This is a genomic window from Thioclava sp. F36-6, from assembly GCF_002020305.1.
GTDB lineage: Bacteria > Pseudomonadota > Alphaproteobacteria > Rhodobacterales > Rhodobacteraceae > Thioclava > Thioclava sediminum.
In genome coordinates, this window is record NZ_MPZX01000001.1 from 1,247,539 (window position 1) to 1,262,774 (window position 15,236).

General features: G+C 66.1%; 16 protein-coding genes. 7 read left to right on the forward strand and 9 right to left on the reverse strand.

Features of this window, described 5'->3' with window-relative positions; all coding sequences use genetic code 11:
- The first annotated feature begins 91 nt into the window (after positions 1-91).
- From BMI88_RS05755 to BMI88_RS05765, 3 genes are read left to right on the forward strand one after another with little or no spacing between them, the layout of a single operon-like run.
- A complete protein-coding gene (locus tag BMI88_RS05755) occupies positions 92-1,561 on the forward strand; it encodes a leucyl aminopeptidase (RefSeq protein ID WP_078546751.1) in 1,470 nt (489 codons plus the stop codon).
- A 1-nt stretch (position 1,562) separates the two neighbouring features.
- Positions 1,563-2,021, forward strand: coding sequence for a DNA polymerase III subunit chi (locus BMI88_RS05760; protein WP_078546753.1), 459 nt, complete (start codon positions 1,563-1,565; stop codon positions 2,019-2,021).
- Between the two features lie 5 nt (positions 2,022-2,026).
- Positions 2,027-2,566, forward strand: coding sequence for an N-acetyltransferase (locus tag BMI88_RS05765; RefSeq protein ID WP_246831841.1), 540 nt, complete (start codon positions 2,027-2,029; stop codon positions 2,564-2,566).
- A gap of 3 nt (positions 2,567-2,569) precedes the next feature.
- Here BMI88_RS05765 and BMI88_RS05770 read toward each other — a convergent pair whose 3' ends face one another.
- Positions 2,570-3,385 (reverse strand): MBL fold metallo-hydrolase, encoded by an 816-nt coding sequence (locus BMI88_RS05770; protein WP_078546757.1) that lies wholly within the window; start codon positions 3,383-3,385, stop codon positions 2,570-2,572.
- A 124-nt stretch (positions 3,386-3,509) separates the two neighbouring features.
- On the opposite strand from BMI88_RS05770, the gene tgt reads away from it, so the two are divergent.
- Complete coding sequence (gene tgt / locus BMI88_RS05775) at positions 3,510-4,637, forward strand: tRNA guanosine(34) transglycosylase Tgt (RefSeq protein WP_078519331.1); 1,128 nt, start codon at positions 3,510-3,512, stop codon at positions 4,635-4,637.
- A 7-nt stretch (positions 4,638-4,644) separates the two neighbouring features.
- Here tgt and BMI88_RS05780 read toward each other — a convergent pair whose 3' ends face one another.
- The 7 genes from BMI88_RS05780 to cobA form a co-directional block, all read right to left on the reverse strand.
- The gene (locus BMI88_RS05780; RefSeq protein ID WP_078547304.1) at positions 4,645-5,286 is read right to left on the reverse strand and encodes a hemolysin III family protein; all 642 of its coding nucleotides are present in this window, start codon (positions 5,284-5,286) and stop codon (positions 4,645-4,647) included.
- A gap of 227 nt (positions 5,287-5,513) precedes the next feature.
- On the reverse strand, positions 5,514-6,332 hold the full coding sequence (locus BMI88_RS05785; protein WP_078546759.1) for a ferredoxin--NADP reductase: 819 nt from the start codon (positions 6,330-6,332) through the stop codon (positions 5,514-5,516).
- Positions 6,333-6,476: 144 nt separating this feature from the next.
- On the reverse strand, positions 6,477-6,848 hold the full coding sequence (locus tag BMI88_RS05790) for a DUF934 domain-containing protein (protein WP_078546761.1): 372 nt from the start codon (positions 6,846-6,848) through the stop codon (positions 6,477-6,479).
- Complete coding sequence (locus BMI88_RS05795) at positions 6,845-7,615, reverse strand: phosphoadenylyl-sulfate reductase (protein ID WP_078539441.1); 771 nt, start codon at positions 7,613-7,615, stop codon at positions 6,845-6,847. The genes BMI88_RS05790 and BMI88_RS05795 overlap by 4 nt, the downstream gene beginning before the upstream one ends.
- Positions 7,602-9,269, reverse strand: a complete 1,668-nt coding sequence (locus BMI88_RS05800; RefSeq protein WP_078546763.1) for a nitrite/sulfite reductase — start codon at positions 9,267-9,269, stop codon at positions 7,602-7,604. The genes BMI88_RS05795 and BMI88_RS05800 overlap by 14 nt, the downstream gene beginning before the upstream one ends.
- A 3-nt stretch (positions 9,270-9,272) precedes the next feature.
- Positions 9,273-9,560, reverse strand: coding sequence for a DUF2849 domain-containing protein (locus BMI88_RS05805; protein ID WP_078546765.1), 288 nt, complete (start codon positions 9,558-9,560; stop codon positions 9,273-9,275).
- Entirely contained in the window at positions 9,557-10,309 is a 753-nt protein-coding gene (gene cobA, locus BMI88_RS05810; protein ID WP_078546767.1) for a uroporphyrinogen-III C-methyltransferase, read from the reverse strand. Before cobA ends, BMI88_RS05805 begins: the two co-directional genes overlap by 4 nt.
- Before the next feature lie 141 nt (positions 10,310-10,450).
- Between cobA and BMI88_RS05815 the strand changes: the two genes are divergently transcribed.
- Positions 10,451-10,912, forward strand: a complete 462-nt coding sequence (locus BMI88_RS05815) for an Lrp/AsnC family transcriptional regulator (RefSeq protein ID WP_078546769.1) — start codon at positions 10,451-10,453, stop codon at positions 10,910-10,912.
- Positions 10,913-10,916: 4 nt separating this feature from the next.
- Here the strand turns inward: BMI88_RS05815 and BMI88_RS05820 are convergent, their stop codons facing one another.
- On the reverse strand, positions 10,917-12,107 hold the full coding sequence (locus BMI88_RS05820) for a cytochrome P450 (RefSeq protein ID WP_078546771.1): 1,191 nt from the start codon (positions 12,105-12,107) through the stop codon (positions 10,917-10,919).
- A 121-nt stretch (positions 12,108-12,228) separates the two neighbouring features.
- Here BMI88_RS05820 and BMI88_RS05825 point away from each other — a divergent pair, with 121 nt between their 5' ends.
- Together BMI88_RS05825 and BMI88_RS05830 are read left to right on the forward strand one after the other, a co-directional pair.
- The gene (locus tag BMI88_RS05825) at positions 12,229-13,977 is read left to right on the forward strand and encodes an ATP-binding protein (RefSeq protein ID WP_078546773.1); all 1,749 of its coding nucleotides are present in this window, start codon (positions 12,229-12,231) and stop codon (positions 13,975-13,977) included.
- Positions 13,974-15,200, forward strand: a complete 1,227-nt coding sequence (locus tag BMI88_RS05830) for a sigma-54 dependent transcriptional regulator (RefSeq protein WP_078546775.1) — start codon at positions 13,974-13,976, stop codon at positions 15,198-15,200. The genes BMI88_RS05825 and BMI88_RS05830 overlap by 4 nt, the downstream gene beginning before the upstream one ends.
- The last annotated feature ends 36 nt before the right edge of the window (positions 15,201-15,236 follow it).

Consider the following 15,236-nt stretch of genomic DNA (forward strand, 5'->3'; position numbering starts at 1 on the left):
GGAGGCAGGGCTAGGCTCGCGCGCAATTTGATGCCAATCGCGACCGAGCGCCGCCGACGCGCGCGCCGGTCTCATCTTCGGAGAACCCCACATGACCCAACCTGTTGCTATCGCCTTCAAGGAAACCGATCCGGAGGTCTTCGCCACCCAAAGCGGGCGGATCGCGCTGGTCGTGGGCGGTGACGGCAAGCTGGGTCAGGCCGGGCGCAAGCTGGACCGGGCGATGAAGGGCGCGATCAAGCGCGCGGTGGACTCGGAGGCCTTTGCGGGGCTTGGTGCAGGCGAGGCGATGGAGCTGAGCTGGCCCGCCGCAATCGCCGCCGAAGCGGTGCAGCTGGTGCGGCTCGACCGCAAGGCCAGCGCCGACGAGGCCCGCAAGGCGGGGGCTGCGATCGGCGCGAAACTGGGGGAGGCGGGCGCGCTCGTGGTGGCGCAAAACCATCCGCGCGCCGCCGATCTGTCGCTGGGCCTTGCGCTGCGCGCCTATCGCTTCGACTATCACACCGGCGAGGACAAGAAGGCCTACGGGCCGGTGACGATCATGGTCGACAAGCCCGAAGAGGTCGCCGCCGCCGCCGCCCCGCATGCCGCACTGGCCGAGGGCGTGTTCTTCACCCGCGATCTCGTCAACGAGCCCGCCAATATCCTGACCACCGACGATTTCGCAGCCCGCCTCGCCGCGATGCAGGAGCTGGGCCTCGATGTCGAAATCCTCGAAGAAGAGGATATGAAGAAGCTCGGCATGGGCGCGCTTCTGGGCGTCGGCATGGGCTCTGAAATGCCCTCCAAGCTGGTCGTGATGCAGTGGAAGGGCGGCGAGGAGGGCGAGGCGCCCTTCGCGCTCGTCGGCAAGGGCGTCGTGTTCGACGCGGGCGGCATCTCGCTCAAGCCCGGCGCGGGCATGGAAGAGATGACGATGGATATGGGCGGCGCAGGCGTCGTCTCGGGCGTGATGCGGACGCTGGCGCTGCGCAAGGCCAAGGCGAATGTCGTGGGCCTCGTCGGTCTGGTCGAGAACATGCCCGACGGGCGCGCGCAACGCCCCGGCGATATCGTGACCTCGATGAAGGGCGACACGATCGAAGTCATCAACACCGATGCCGAAGGTCGTCTCGTTCTGGCCGATGTACTCTGGTATGCGCAGGACCGGTTCCAGCCCAAGGCGATGGTCAACCTCGCCACGCTGACCGGGGCCGTGATCGTCGCGCTCGGCCACGAGAACGCGGGTCTTTTCGCCAATGATGACAAGTTCGTAGCCGACATTCTTAAAGCGGCGAAAACCGAGGGAGAGGGCGCGTGGCACATGCCGCTGCAACCCGCCTATGACAAGGCGCTGAAATCTCGGCTGGCCGATATGCGCAATGTCGGCAACCGTTGGGGCGGCGCGATCACCGCGGCCGCTTTCCTCAAGCGCTTCGTCAAGGACGAGGTGCCGTGGTGCCATATCGACATCGCGGGCGTGGCGCTTCCGCCGAACGAGACCACGCTGGCCCCGAAAGGCCCGACCGGCTGGGGCGTGCGCATGCTCGATCGCCTGATCCGCGACAAGTTCGAAGCCTGAGATGGGTCAGGTCAATTTCTACCATCTGACCCGCTCCAGCCTCGAGGAGGTGGTGCTGAACCTCGCCTCCCGGGCGGTGGAGCAGGGTTGGAAGGTGGAATTGCGAGGGACCGATTCCGCGCGGCTCGACTGGCTAGACCAGAGGCTCTGGCTGATGGGAAACGAGGCGAGCTTCCTGCCGCACGGGCTCGCAGGCGGGCCGCATGACGCGCTGCAGCCGATCCTGCTGGGCACCGCGCCCGCAGGCGACGGGCGCGAGGCGATGATGGCAGTGGACGGCGCCGAGGTCGCAGCAGAGGAAACCGACGCCCATAAGCGCGTCTGGATTCTGTTCGACGGCAACGACCCGCAGGCGGTGCAACACGCACGCGGGCAATGGAAGATCCTGACCGGCGCGGGTGCGAAGGCGATCTACTGGTCGGAAGAGGGCGGCCGCTGGGAGAAGAAGGCGGAGAGTTGAACCGGGTGGAGATCAACGGGGGATATGCCGGAGACGCGGAGCGCTTTGCCGATCTCTTCGCGGATAGCTTCGCAGCCTCCGAAGGCCCCGACGAGGGCGCGCTGATCGGGGCGCTGGTGCGCGACATCCTCGCCCGGACCGACCCCAGCGATCTGCACTGTTTCACCGCGCGCGACGGAGAGGCGCTCATCGGCGCGGTCTGTTTCACCCGCCTGCGCTATGACGACGATCCGCGCCGCGTCTTTTTGCTTTCGCCGATGGCGGTCGCCCCGGCGCAGCAACGCAAGGGCGTCGGGCAGAGGCTGATCCGTCATGCCCTCGCAGAGCTGTCAGCAGCGGGCGTCGAGGCCGTGCTCACCTATGGCGATCCGGCCTATTACGGACAGGTGGGCTTTGCGCCGATTGCCGAGGCCGCCATCACCGCGCCCTATCCGCTGTCGATGCCGCAGGGCTGGCTTGGCCAATCGCTGACGTCCACGCCGCTTGGCACCATCGCGGGGAAGCCGCGCTGTGTCGCGGCCTTCCAGAGACCTGAGATCTGGTGAGCCCTACCGCAGTCGCTCCGGCTCCAGCACCATCACGGTCGGTTCGCGCGGCAGGGTCCTGAGCGAAACGATCACCTCGCTCACGCCCGGCCGCTCCACCGCGAAGACGCCCTTCATCCCGTCGAGAAAGCTCTGCAGGGTCGGCTCGCCGAACCAATGGACCGGGATCACGATGCGCGAGCGCAGCCGGTTCAGGATACGGATCATCGTGGGCTGATCGACCGTGTAGGACCCGTCTACCGCCGCCATCACCACATCGAGCCGCCCCAGCGCCGCATATTGCGCGGGGTCGGGCTCGTGATGCAGATGGCCCAGATGGCCGATGCAGAGCCCCGCCACCTCGAAGACAAAGATCGAGTTGCCGTTCTCCTCGACCCCGCCAAAGCTGCGGATCGCGGTGGGCACATTGCGGATCAGCATCTCGCCCAGATCCAGATGATGCTCCGCCGCGATGCCGAACTGATCCGACCAGCCCTTCAGCGCCACCGTCCCATCCGGGATCATATCGGTCATATGGCTCGAATGGGCATGGTTCATCGTGACGTAATCGGGGGCAAACCGCGCGCCCCCGGTCCAGCCGTTGAAATCAGTCACGACTGACAGCCCGCCCTCGGTCTGCAACAGAACCATCGAGTGGTCGATGTAATGCAACCGCACCGATTGCTCCGGCACCGGATCGGACCAGCTGGCTTTGTGCAGATACTCGATCCCGGGCGCGGCATCGGCAATCGCGATGCAATGGCTGATGCGCTGGTTTTGCGCAGCCGCGGCGAATGGCGCGAGCGTGGCGCAGAGGGTTAGAAGGATGGAACGAAACATGGCGAGCCTCCTTTTGCCCTAGCGTAAGGCCAAAAAGCGATTCCGGTCCATGCCCTTGCGCCCCACGTGGCCTTCCCTTCGCGGCGCTTTGGGGCTATCAGCCGGGCCGAAGGAGAGCCCCCAGATGACCAAGTTCAGCTTCACCCTCAAGGCTACCGATGGTGCTGCGCGCACCGGGACGATCTCGACGCCCCGCGGCGAGATCCGCACGCCGGCCTTCATGCCCGTGGGCACCGCCGCGACCGTGAAGGCGATGATGCCCGAAAGCGTCGCCGCGACCGGCGCGGATATCCTGCTGGGCAATACCTATCACCTGATGCTGCGCCCCGGCGCGGAGCGGGTGGCGCGTCTGGGCGGGCTCCACAAGTTCATGAACTGGGACAAGCCGATCCTGACCGACTCGGGTGGCTTTCAGGTGATGAGCCTCGCGAGCCTGCGCAAGCTGACCGAGGAAGGCGTGACCTTTGCCTCCCATGTCGACGGCTCGAAACATATGCTCTCGCCCGAACGCTCGATGGAGATCCAGAAGTTGCTGGGTTCGGATATCGTGATGTGCTTCGACGAGTGCCCGGCGCTGCCCGCGACCGAGGAAGAAGTGGCGAAGTCCATGCGCCTCTCGATGCGATGGGCGCAACGCTCGCGCGATGCCTTCGGCGACCGTCCCGGCCATGCGCTGTTCGGCATCCAGCAGGGCGGCGTGACGCGTGAGCTTCGCGAGGAAAGTGCCGAGAAACTCAAGGAAATCGGCTTCGAGGGCTATGCGGTCGGCGGCCTCGCCGTGGGCGAGGGGCAAGAGGCGATGTTCGGCGTGCTCGACTACGCGCCGGGCATGCTGCCGCAGGACAAACCGCGCTACCTGATGGGCGTCGGCAAGCCCGACGATATCGTGGGCGCGGTCGAGCGCGGCATCGACATGATGGATTGCGTGCTGCCGTCGCGCTCGGGGCGCACGGGTCAAGCCTGGACCCGCCGCGGTCAGGTGAACATCAAGAACGCCCGCCATGCCGATGATCCGCGCCCGCTGGACGAGGCCTGCACCTGTCCGGCCTGCCAAAACTACTCGCGCGCCTATCTGCACCACGTCTTCCGCTCCGGCGAGATGATCTCGGGGATGCTGCTGACCTGGCACAACCTGCATTACTATCAAGAGCTGATGGCGGGCCTGCGCGCGGCGATCGACGAGGGCGCGCTGGCGCGCTTCGTCTCGGAGTTCCACGAGACCCGCGCAATGGGCGATATCGAGCCGCTCTGACCCCCGCTCAGTGCGAGATCACGATCACCGCGGCGTAATGCGTCGCGGCCGCGGCCAGCACATGGCCGTGCCAGATCGCGCGCGAGAAGGGGATGCGCTCGGTCTGGTAGAAGATCACGCCGACCGTATAGGTCAGCCCGCCCACGACCAGCAGGATCAGCGCGGGCAGTGGAAGGGACACGATCAACGGCCACATCGCGATCATCCCGAGCCAGCCCATCGCCAGATAGAGCCAGAACCCCGTGCGCTCCGCACGGTGGAAGAATCCGAGCTTCATCACGATGCCGAAGGTCGCAAGCGCCCAGACCGTCGCGGTCAGCGCCCAGCCTGCGACGCCGCCAAGGCCGATGAGCGCCATCGGCGTGTAAGTTCCCGCAATCAGAAGATAAATCGCGGCGTGATCGAAGCGCCGAAGCACCGCGCGCGTCGGCGCATGCAGGGTGAGGTTATAGGCGGCCGAGAGCGAGAAAGAGGCGATCAGCCCCACCGAATAGACCGCAAGGGGCCAGACCCGGCCTTCCGGAGCCGCCAACGATGCCCAGACGATCAGCGCGCTGACGCCTGCCACGGCGAAAACGACGCCCAGCACATGGACGACGCCATCGGCGACATGTTCGCGAAAGCTATGGCTCAATTGGTGGCGCGTCATCGTGGTGATCCCCTCAGTCATGCCTTTAAGATAGCAACGATGAGGCGATCTCCCAAGTCGCGGCGGAAAAAACGCTGGGTCACAAGGGGGCTCTGCCCCCGGGCGCTGCCGCGCGCCCCCCGGGATATTTGAAAAGAGCGAAGACAGGACAGACGCCCATCTTCGCTCTTGAGAAATATCCCGGGGGTGAGGGCGAAGCCCGAGGGGGCAGAGCCCCCTGACCCAGATTAGATACCGTCGCCGACGAAGGCCTTCTCGACCACATATTCGCGCGGCTCGGAATTCGCGCCTTCGCGCAGCCCGAACCCTTCGAGCACCGCCATCACGTCCTTGTTGAAGGCGAGCGAACCGCAGACCATCGCGCGGTCGGTCTCGGGGTTCATCGGCTCGAGGCCGAGATCCTTGAACACCTTGCCGTTCTCAAGATTGTCGGTGATCCGGCCCATATGGGGGGATTCCTCACGGGTCGTGGTCGGGTAGTATTTCAGCTTGCCGTCCACCATCTCGCCGATCAGCGGGTCATTGATCAGGTTCTCGACCAGCTGGCGGCCATATTCCAGTTCCTCGACCGTCCGGCAGGTATGCATCATGATGACCTCGTCGAACTTGTCGTAGGTCTCGGGGTCGCGCATCAGCGAGGCGAACGGTGCGATTCCGGTGCCGGTGGCGAGGAACCACACCCGCTTGCCCGGCAGCAGCGCGTCGTGGACCAGCGTGCCCACGGGCTTCGGGCGCAGGATGATCTGGTCGCCCACATTGATATGCTGCAGCTTCGAGGTCAGCGGGCCGTCCGGCACCTTGATCGAGTAGAATTCCAGCTCCTCATCCCAGTTCGGCGAGGCGATGGAATAGGCGCGCAACAGCGGTTTACCATTGTCGCCCATTAGCCCGATCATCACGAACTCGCCCGAGCGGAAACGCAGGGATTGCGGGCGGCTCACGCGGAAGGAAAACAGCCGGTCCGTCCAATGGGTCACTTCGGTCACGGTCTGCGCGTCGGGCAGGGTCTTCACCTTGGGGATCTCGGTCACGGCGCTCTCGTTCATTGTCACATCTCTCTCGGGCCGGGGCAGGCGCCTCGGTCTGGCAAATATACAGATCGGATACAGCTTGCGTGAGCGCTGGCCCTTGATCTGGCTCAATTGCCGGTTTCGTTATGGTCTATCGGATATCGCGGACGGGTGAAAGCCTCAGCCGGCGAGCCGCGCGCGGTAGTCATGCGCGGCCCAATCGGCGCGGAACAGCCATTGCGCCTGTGGCTGGCGCTCGGCCAGTTCCGGCGGAATCTCGACCTCGTCGAAGCCCACGCGCCGCGCCATCGCATATTGATCCGCGATCAGCGGGCCCGCTGCGCGCAGACGCCCGGTATAGCCGAGCGCGCGGATGCGGCGCGCCAGCGAGAAGCCGCGCCCGTCCGAGAAGGTCGGGAACAGGACGCGGATCATCTCGGCGCCTTCGATCAGCGCAGGCAGGTAGCCCGCATCGGTCTCCGGCGCGATGTCGAGGCTCGCCCCGGTGAAGTCGTCATTGTGGAAGCCGTCGTCGCGAACGATCACGCTCATGCCACATTCTCCTTGTTCTCAATCACTTGGCCTTCACTGTTCACACGGACGGCCTTGCCGCCGATGAAGTGGATGCCGCATTCGGTCTTGGCAGCGCCGCGCCAGCGGCCCGCACGTTCGTCTTCGCCCGGTTTCACAGGCGAGGTGCAGGGTGCGCAGCCGATCGAAGGGTAGCCTTGCGCCACCAGCGGATGGCGAGGCAGGCGGTTCTCGACCATGTAATCCTGCACGTCCTGCTTGTCCCAATGGGCGAGCGGGTTGATCTTCATCCGGCTGTCGGTCTCGATCTCGAAGAAATCGAGCGCCGCGCGCTGGCCGCCCTGAAAGCGTTTGCGCCCGGTGATCCACGCGTCATAGCCCGACAGCGCATTTTCCAGCGGCACCGTCTTGCGCAGGGTGCAGCAGGCGTCGGTGCTGTACTGGTGCAGCGTGCCGTCCGGGTCGTCGCGGGCAATCGCGGCCTCATCGGCCTGGATCACCTGCACATTGGTCAGGCCCAGCTTGGCCGCGACGTCGCGCTGATAGGCGAGCGTCTCGGGAAACAGCATCTGCGTGTCGATGAACAGCACCGGCGTGCCGGGCGCGATCACCGAAACCATGTGCAGCAACACCACCGATTCCGCCCCGAAGGAGGAGACCAGCGCGACATTGCCCACATCCGGGTCACGCAACGCCCGCTCCATCACCGCGGTCGCGGCGTGGTGGCGGTAGCGTTCGTTCAGCCCGGCGACGCGGGGGGCGATATCCGTTCCATCACTGAGCGGCATGGCGTTGAGCCTCTGCATAGAGCGCTTCCTTGAACGGGGCGGGGCCGAGGCGGCGCAGCGCGTCGAGGAAGCTCTCGGTGGCGCTTTCACGCACCTCGAGATAGGCGCGCAGCAGACGCTCCAGCGCGGGGATCACCTCCGTATAGGCAAAGCCGGGGCCGGCACGTTCGCCCAGTGCCATCGTCTCGGTCGCGTCGCCGCCCAGCGTGATCTGGTAGTTCTCCACGCCCGCACGGTCGAGGCCGAGAATGCCGATATGGCCCAGATGGTGGTGACCGCAGGCGTTGATGCAGCCCGAGATCTTGATCTTGAGCGCACCGATCTCCTGCTCCAGCCCGAGATCGCGGAAATGGGTCGAAATCTGCTGCGCCAGCGGGATCGAGCGGGCCGTGGCCAGCGCGCAGTAATCCATGCCGGGGCAGGCGATGATATCCGAGGTCAGCCCGATATTCGCCGTGGCGAGGCCGCCCTTGCGCAGAGCTTCGAACAGCGCGGGCAAATCGGCCTTCGCGATATGCGGCAGGATCACGTTCTGCTCGTGGCTGATGCGCAGCTCCGACTGGCCGTAGCGTTCGGCCAGATCGGCGAGCAGGCGCATCTGGTCGGACGTGGCATCGCCCGGAGGCGCGCCGTGATCCTTGAGGCTGACCGTGACCACCGCGTAATCGGGGTTGTGATGGGGCGAGACCGAGCGCGCGGCCCAATCGCGCAGAAGCGCGTCGACACTCCGGGCGGTCTCGAAGCTCTCGCTCTCCCGCACAGGCAGCGCGGGCGGGGCGAATTGTGCCTTGAGATCGGCGAGGATCGCCTGATCTGCGCCCTTGAAGGCTGCGCGCCGGGCCGGGAATTCAGCCTCGACCATCTCGGAAAACGTATCAATTCCAAGCTCGTGCACGGTGATCTTGATGCGCGCTTTATACTTGTTGTCGCGCCGTCCGGCGAGGTTCCACGCCGCCACGATCGATTCCAGATAGGGCAGCAGATCGACCGCGGGCAGGAAGCTGCGGATTTCCTTGCCGATCATCGGGGTGCGGCCGAGACCGCCGCCCACGAAGACCTGGAACCCGATCTCGCTATCACGCTCGACCAGTTGCAGCCCCACGTCATGGGCGCGGATCGCGGCGCGGTCGGCCTGAGCGCCGTTGATCGCGATCTTGAACTTGCGCGGCAGGAACTGGAATTCCGGATGGTCGGTGGACCACTGACGGATCAGTTCCGCGTAAGGGCGCGGATCGGCGATCTCATCGGCGGCGGCACCTGCGAAGGCATCCGTCGTCGTGTTGCGGATCGCGTTGCCCGAGGTCTGGATCGCGTGCATGCCAACATCGGCGAGCGCGTCGATCATATCCGGCACATCGATCAGCTTCGGCCAGTTGAACTGGATATTCTGACGCGTGGTGAAATGCCCGTAGCCGCGATCCCAAGCATCGGCGATCTTGGCGAGCTGGCGCATCTGCCGGGCTTCGATCGTGCCATAAGGGATCGCCACGCGCAGCATGTACGCGTGCAGCTGCAGATAGAGCCCGTTCATCAGGCGCAGCGGCTTGAACTCGTCCTCGGTCAGGCTGCCGTCGAGGCGGCGCGCGACCTGATGGCGAAACTGCTCGGCGCGCGCGCGGACGGCGGCGCGGTCGAAATCGCTGGGTTGGAACATGGATCAGCTCCCGGGTAGCTCGATGGAGGGACCAGAGGCGCGGAAGGCCTCGCGGAAATGCGCGGGCTCGGGGCCGTCAGGACCGAGCGTGGCGGGCGCGAGATAGGCGCCCACGACTTTCTCGGGCTGAGCATTGGCCAGATCGAGCCACATGTCCGCGATAACCGGATCGTCGAGGAAAGCCGCGTCTTTCAGGCGCAGTACCCATTGGCCCGCGTCATTCATGTAGACGACATGGCCTTCGCGCAGGTCATTGGCACTGATCACGCCGGGGTTGAATTTCTTGCTCATAGCACGGCCTCCTTGAGGGCGGTGCGGGCGTCGCGCGGGGCGAGCCCGAGAAGGATCACGGCGGGGCCTTTGGCCTCCGCAGTCACGGTGGGCAGGGTGGCGAGCGTCGCGGGGCGGATCACCTGATCGGCGCGCGAGGCGTTCTCGACCACACAGGCGGGGGTCGCGGGGGAGGCGCCGTGCATCATCAGGCGTCCTTGCACGTAGCGCGCAGCACGCTTGCCCATATAGATCGCAGCGACCGCGCCGGGGCGGGCCAGCGCCGACCAATCCTGTTCTGCCAGCCCGTCTGCGTCATGCCCAGTGAGCAGGCGCAGCTCGCGATTGCGGCCACGTTCGGTCAGGCTCTGGCCAAGCGAGGCGGCCGCGGCGGAAGCAGCGGTGATGCCCGGCAGTACGCGATAGGCGATCCCAGCCGCGTCGAGCGCGTCCAGTTCCTCGCCCAGCCGACCGAACACGCCCGGATCGCCCGATTTCAGGCGCAGCACGCGCTGGCCTTCCTGCGCGAGGCGGACGATCAGGGACGAGATGTCGCCTTGCTTCATCGAGGGGCCGAAACCGGTCTTGCCGGTCTCGATCAGCTGTGCCTGCGGACCTGCGAGCGCGAGCACCTCGGCGCTCACCAGCGTGTCGTGCAGGATCACGTTGGCGCACATCATCTCGCGCAGCACCGCAACGGTCAGCAGGTCCGGGTCGCCCGGACCGGCGCCAGCAAGGGTCACCTGGGTCTGAGTTTCGAGAGTTTCCATGTCACGCTCCTCGTCTGCGTCTTGAGTGTGAATATAGGAAATTGTTCTGGTTTTTGGCTATATGCCCTTGCCAATAAGGACGTTCGTTCCTTATGGATTTGGAGGGAGTGACAATCTCCTGTCTATCGAAGGGAAATCGGAATGACGGTTCAGATCGACGAGTTGGATCGGAAAATCCTTGCGGAGCTTCAGGACGATGCGAGTCAGTCGCTCGACGAAATCGCGCGAAAAACAGGGTCTTCCAAGACCCCGGTCTGGAACCGGATTCGTAAATTGCGCGCGGCGGGGGTGATCGGGAAGCAGACCGCGATCCTCGATCCCGAGGCGCTTGGCTTCGATGCCTGCTTCTTCGTGTTGATCCGCACGTCGGAGCATGAGGCCGAGTGGCAGGACAAGTTCCTCGCCACTCTGCGCGCGCGCCCCGAAGTGATGGAGGCGCACCGTCTGGCGGGCGATATCGACTACATCCTGAAAGTGCGGGTCGAGAATGCGCGCGCCTATGATCGCTTCTATCAGGCGCTGATCTCGGAAGTGAAAATCCACAACGTGACCGCGCTTCTCTCGATGGAGGAGCTGAAATCCACCACCGCGCTGCCGCTTTGAAGGCTCAGCGCTTGGTATAGGTGACCTGCAGCTTCTCCAGCCCGTGGAAGTGATAGAGATCCGCGTAATAGGGGCGGCGCGGCAGATCGAGCCCCTGTAGCCGCTCCATCAGCATCGGCAGGGCGAGTTTCAGCTCCAGACGCGCCAGCGGCGCGCCGATGCAGAAATGCGCCCCCGCGCCGAAGCCGAAATTCGTGCGCACGGGGCGCGACGGATCGAAGACGCTCGCATCGTCCCAAGCCGACGGATCGCGGTTCGCACCGGCGAGCAACAGCCCGATCCGCTCGCCCTTGCGCAGCACCTGTCCCTGAAACTCCATGTCCTCATAGAGCCAGCGCGTGAACAGATGCAGCGGAGGATCGAAGCGCAGTAGCTCCTCGATCGTGCCGTCGATCCGCGCGGGCTCCAGCCAATGCGGTGCGACGGTCTGCTCGATCAGGGTTTTCACGCTGTTGCCGATCTGGTGGACGGTCGCCTCATGGCCCGCGTTCAACAGCAGGATCACGGTGGAGATCAGCTCGTCGCGGGTCAGATGGGTGCCTTCTTCCTCGACCGCGATCAGCTCCGAGATCAGATCTTCCCCGGGCGCTTTGCGGCGGGTCTCGATCAGATCGCCCAGATAGGCCGCGAAGTCCGCCGAAGCGCGCGCCGCGTCTTCCTCACGGCTGATGTCGCGGCGCGCCTGATACATCTGCACCATCGCGTTCGACCACGCCAAGAGCTTGTCCGCATCGCTTTCGGGCACGCCCAGAAGCCGTGCGATCACGATCACCGGCAGGGGCTTGGCGAAATGCTCTAGCATGTCGCAGCCACCCTCGGGCATCTCGTCGATCAGCCGATGGCAGAGCACCGTGATCTCGTCCTCCATGCCCGCGATCCGGCGCGGGGTGAAGGCCTTCGTCACCAGCTTGCGCAGCCGGGTGTGGGTCGGCGCCTCCAGTTCCAACATCGAATGACGCTCGATTGCGTAGAAGGGTTCGAGATGTTTCGGGATGTCCACCGCCTGCTCGGGCGGGGCCTCGCGCCCCAGCCGCCGGTCCCGCAGCGCCGCGCCGACGATCGCAGCGCGCGCGGTGACGCGAAACCCGTATTCGGGCCATTGCACGAAGGGGCCGCCTTGCCGCACCCGATCATAGAACGGGTAGGGGTTCTGGACGAATTCTGGATCGAGCGGGGATTGGGAAAGGGTCTGCATCGGCGCTCCGGTTACTCGGGGCCAGATTGGCCGCAACGCGCCCGGGGATGCAAGACCAAGCGAACGCTCCGCCTTGCATTGCCGCGCGGTAGGCCGCAAGGAAAGGGGCGGGAGAGTGCTGATGCTGGGCCGTGTCGCCATATTGCTGATCTGGATCGCGCTGACGCTCGCCGCCTCTATCGGGGTCTGGCGGGTCTCGGCGCGCGAGGGTCTGGCGCGGATCGAAGCGCAGGGACAGTCCGATCTGCGGCTGGCCTCGGATCGTCTGGTGGCAGCACTTTTGCAGTTTCGCGAAGTGGCGGTGCTGGCGGCCGATCATCCCGACGTCGTGGCGCTGGCGGCGCGTTTCGCCGAAGGGGGCAAGGCGGTCGGCACATGGCGCGATGCGGCGGTGAGCCTGACGCTTCAGCGCCTCGCCGATCATGCGGGCGCGCGCGACATCTGGCTCATCGCGCCGGGGGGCACTGTGCTCGCGGGCCCGGCGGATAGCCCTGACCGGGTCACAATGAACCGGGCGCTGTCGCGGGCGGCGCAAGGGGCGACCGGGTCGGAGCATTTCGTGGATCCCGATACCGGCGATCGGCTGTTCGTCTTCGCAGCCCCGGTCTTTGCCTCGGGCGGCAATGTTGCGGGGATCGTGCTGCTGCGGCTGAATGCCGAGGATGTCGAGGCCGAGGGGCGCGGCAACCCGGTGCCGGTCTGGTTCACCGATGATAGCGGCGTGAGTTTCCTGACCAACCGCACCGATCTGGTGCTGCTGTCCGAGCCCGGGGCAAAGCCCGACCCCGCGACCTATCCAGCGGGGTCGCTCGCCGGGGTGCTGCACCTGCGCGAACGCAACCTTGCGGGTCATCGTCTGGTGTCGGGGGATGGCTCGCTTTCCGGTCCCGCACTGGACGTCTCGCGCGCCTTGCCGGTGATCGAAATGGAGGGCCATGCCCTCGCTGCCGCCGATCCGGTGCTGCGCGCGGCGCGGCTCGCTGCGCTTTCGACCGCGGCCGGGTTTCTCGCGGTAGGGGCGGTGATGTTCGCCCTGTGGGAGCGCAGGCAGGCCCTATCCGAGGCCAATGCCGCGCTCGAAGTCCGCGTCGCCGAACGCACGGCGGAGCTGTCGACCGCGAACGAGGAGCTGCGCCGCACGCAGGCCGAACTCGTGCAGGCGGGCAAGCTCTCGGCGCTGGGACAGATGTCGGCGGGGATCAGTCACGAGCTGAACCAGCCGCTGATGGCGATCTCGTCTTATGCCGAGAATGCCGAACTGCTGCTCGATCGCGGTCGGACCGAGGAGGCGGGCGAGACGCTGGGCAAGATCGGGGCGATGGCGCATCGCATGGCGCGCATCATCCGCAACCTGCGGGCATTCGCACGACAGGAAAGCGAACCCGCGACCCGCGTCGGGCTGGCTGCGGTGGTGGAGAGCGCGCTGGAGATGCTCGACGAGCGACTGCGGCGCGCGGGCGTCACCGTGGACTGGCAGCGCCCCGACTTCCCCGCCATCGTGATGGGCGGCGAGGTGCGGCTGAGTCAGGTCGTCATCAACCTGATCTCGAACGCGATCGAGGCGATGGAAGGCCAGTCTGAGCGCCGCCTGACGATCCGCATGGCGCGCGCGGACGGGATGATCCGCCTCAGCCTGCGCGATACCGGGCCGGGTATCGCCGATCCGGACCGCATCTTCGATCCGTTCTACTCGACCAAGGAGGCGGGATCGGCGGAGGGGCTTGGCCTCGGCCTCTCGATCTCTTACGGGCTGGTGCAAGGGTTCGGCGGCACCCTGCGGGGCGAGAATGTGCCCGGCGGCGGGGCGCGTTTCACCATCGAGCTGCGCGAAGCCACGGCCCAACCCAAACCGATCGAGGTGGAGACATGATGCGCCGGGTTCTCTTTGTCGATGACGACCGCGCGGTGCGCGAGGCGCTGGGCCAGACGCTGGAACTGGCGGGGCTGAAGCCGACGCTCGCGGGCAGCTATATCGAGGCGAAGGACCATATCTCGACCGAGTTCGAGGGGATCGTCGTCACCGATATCCGGATGCCGGGCAAGGACGGGTTCGCGCTGCTGGACCTCGTGCAAAAGGCCGATGCGGAACTGCCCGTGGTGCTGCTGACCGGCGAGGCCGATGTGCCGATGGCGGTGCGTGCGATGGCGGCGGGTGCCTTCGATTTTCTGGAAAAACCCTGCACGGGGAAAGACTTGCTGGCCGTGGTCGAGAAGGCGCTGGAAACCCGTGCGCGGGTGATGGAGGCGCGCTTCTCGCGGGCAGCGGGCAAGCGCGGCGACGCGGCGGCGCGGATTTTGGTCGGTAGCTCTCCGGTGGCGGAGGGCCTGCGCGAAGCCGCCCGTCGCGCCGCGCGCTCGGGCGCCGAGGTGCTGATCACCGGCGCGCCGGGGGCGGGAAACTCCAAGCTCGCCGAGGTGATCCATCTGCTGTCCACCAATGCACGGCGTCCCTTCGTGAAGCTCGCGGCGGCGGGCCTCGACGTCGCGGCGCTGGAGGCGGGCTTTGCGCAGGCCGAGGGCGGGACGCTCTACCTTGACGAAGTGGCCGACCTGCCGCGCCCCGCGCAGTTCGCGCTGATCGAACTCTTGGAGACACGGCCCGCCACGCGCCTGATCGCGGGCACCTATCGCGACCTGCCGGGCGAGGCGCGGGCAGGGCGCTTCCACCCCGATCTCTACTGGCGGCTGGAGGCGTTGAAAGTGCGCATCCCCTCGCTGTCCGAGCGCCCCGAGGATATCCCCGCGCTGTTTCGCCATTACGTCGCCACCGCCTGCGAACAGGCCAATCTGCGCGCCCCCGAAATCCCGCCCGAGATGACGGCGCAACTGATGGCGCGCGACTGGCCGGGCAATGCCCGCGCGCTGATGTCCGAGGCGATGCGCTTCGCGATGGGCCTTGAGGCAGGGGAGCCTCCCGAGGAGCTCGGCCTCTCCGAGCGCATGGCGGCGGTCGAGAAGTCGCTGCTGGCCGAGGCGCTGACCCGCGCGGGCGGCAATGCGACCGAGGCGGCCTCCGCGCTGAAACTGCCGCGCAAGACCTTCTACGACAAGCTCGCGCGCCACGGGCTGCGGCCCGAGGAGTATCGCGACTAGCGGCGGGCGAGGATTCGCACGAAGCCGCATCTATCT

Coding starts and splice junctions, on each gene's coding strand:
- BMI88_RS05755 (WP_078546751.1), top strand. CDS start 92: ATGACCCAACCTGTTGCTATCGCCTTCAAGGAAACCGATCCGGAGGTC.
- BMI88_RS05760 (WP_078546753.1), top strand. CDS start 1,563: ATGGGTCAGGTCAATTTCTACCATCTGACCCGCTCCAGCCTCGAGGAG.
- BMI88_RS05770 (WP_078546757.1), bottom strand. CDS start 3,385: ATGTTTCGTTCCATCCTTCTAACCCTCTGCGCCACGCTCGCGCCATTC.
- tgt (WP_078519331.1), top strand. CDS start 3,510: ATGACCAAGTTCAGCTTCACCCTCAAGGCTACCGATGGTGCTGCGCGC.
- BMI88_RS05780 (WP_078547304.1), bottom strand. CDS start 5,286: ATGACGCGCCACCAATTGAGCCATAGCTTTCGCGAACATGTCGCCGAT.
- BMI88_RS05785 (WP_078546759.1), bottom strand. CDS start 6,332: ATGAACGAGAGCGCCGTGACCGAGATCCCCAAGGTGAAGACCCTGCCC.
- BMI88_RS05790 (WP_078546761.1), bottom strand. CDS start 6,848: ATGAGCGTGATCGTTCGCGACGACGGCTTCCACAATGACGACTTCACC.
- BMI88_RS05795 (WP_078539441.1), bottom strand. CDS start 7,615: ATGCCGCTCAGTGATGGAACGGATATCGCCCCCCGCGTCGCCGGGCTG.
- BMI88_RS05800 (WP_078546763.1), bottom strand. CDS start 9,269: ATGTTCCAACCCAGCGATTTCGACCGCGCCGCCGTCCGCGCGCGCGCC.
- BMI88_RS05805 (WP_078546765.1), bottom strand. CDS start 9,560: ATGAGCAAGAAATTCAACCCCGGCGTGATCAGTGCCAATGACCTGCGC.
- cobA (WP_078546767.1), bottom strand. CDS start 10,309: ATGGAAACTCTCGAAACTCAGACCCAGGTGACCCTTGCTGGCGCCGGT.
- BMI88_RS05815 (WP_078546769.1), top strand. CDS start 10,451: ATGACGGTTCAGATCGACGAGTTGGATCGGAAAATCCTTGCGGAGCTT.
- BMI88_RS05820 (WP_078546771.1), bottom strand. CDS start 12,107: ATGCAGACCCTTTCCCAATCCCCGCTCGATCCAGAATTCGTCCAGAAC.
- BMI88_RS05825 (WP_078546773.1), top strand. CDS start 12,229: ATGCTGGGCCGTGTCGCCATATTGCTGATCTGGATCGCGCTGACGCTC.
- BMI88_RS05830 (WP_078546775.1), top strand. CDS start 13,974: ATGATGCGCCGGGTTCTCTTTGTCGATGACGACCGCGCGGTGCGCGAG.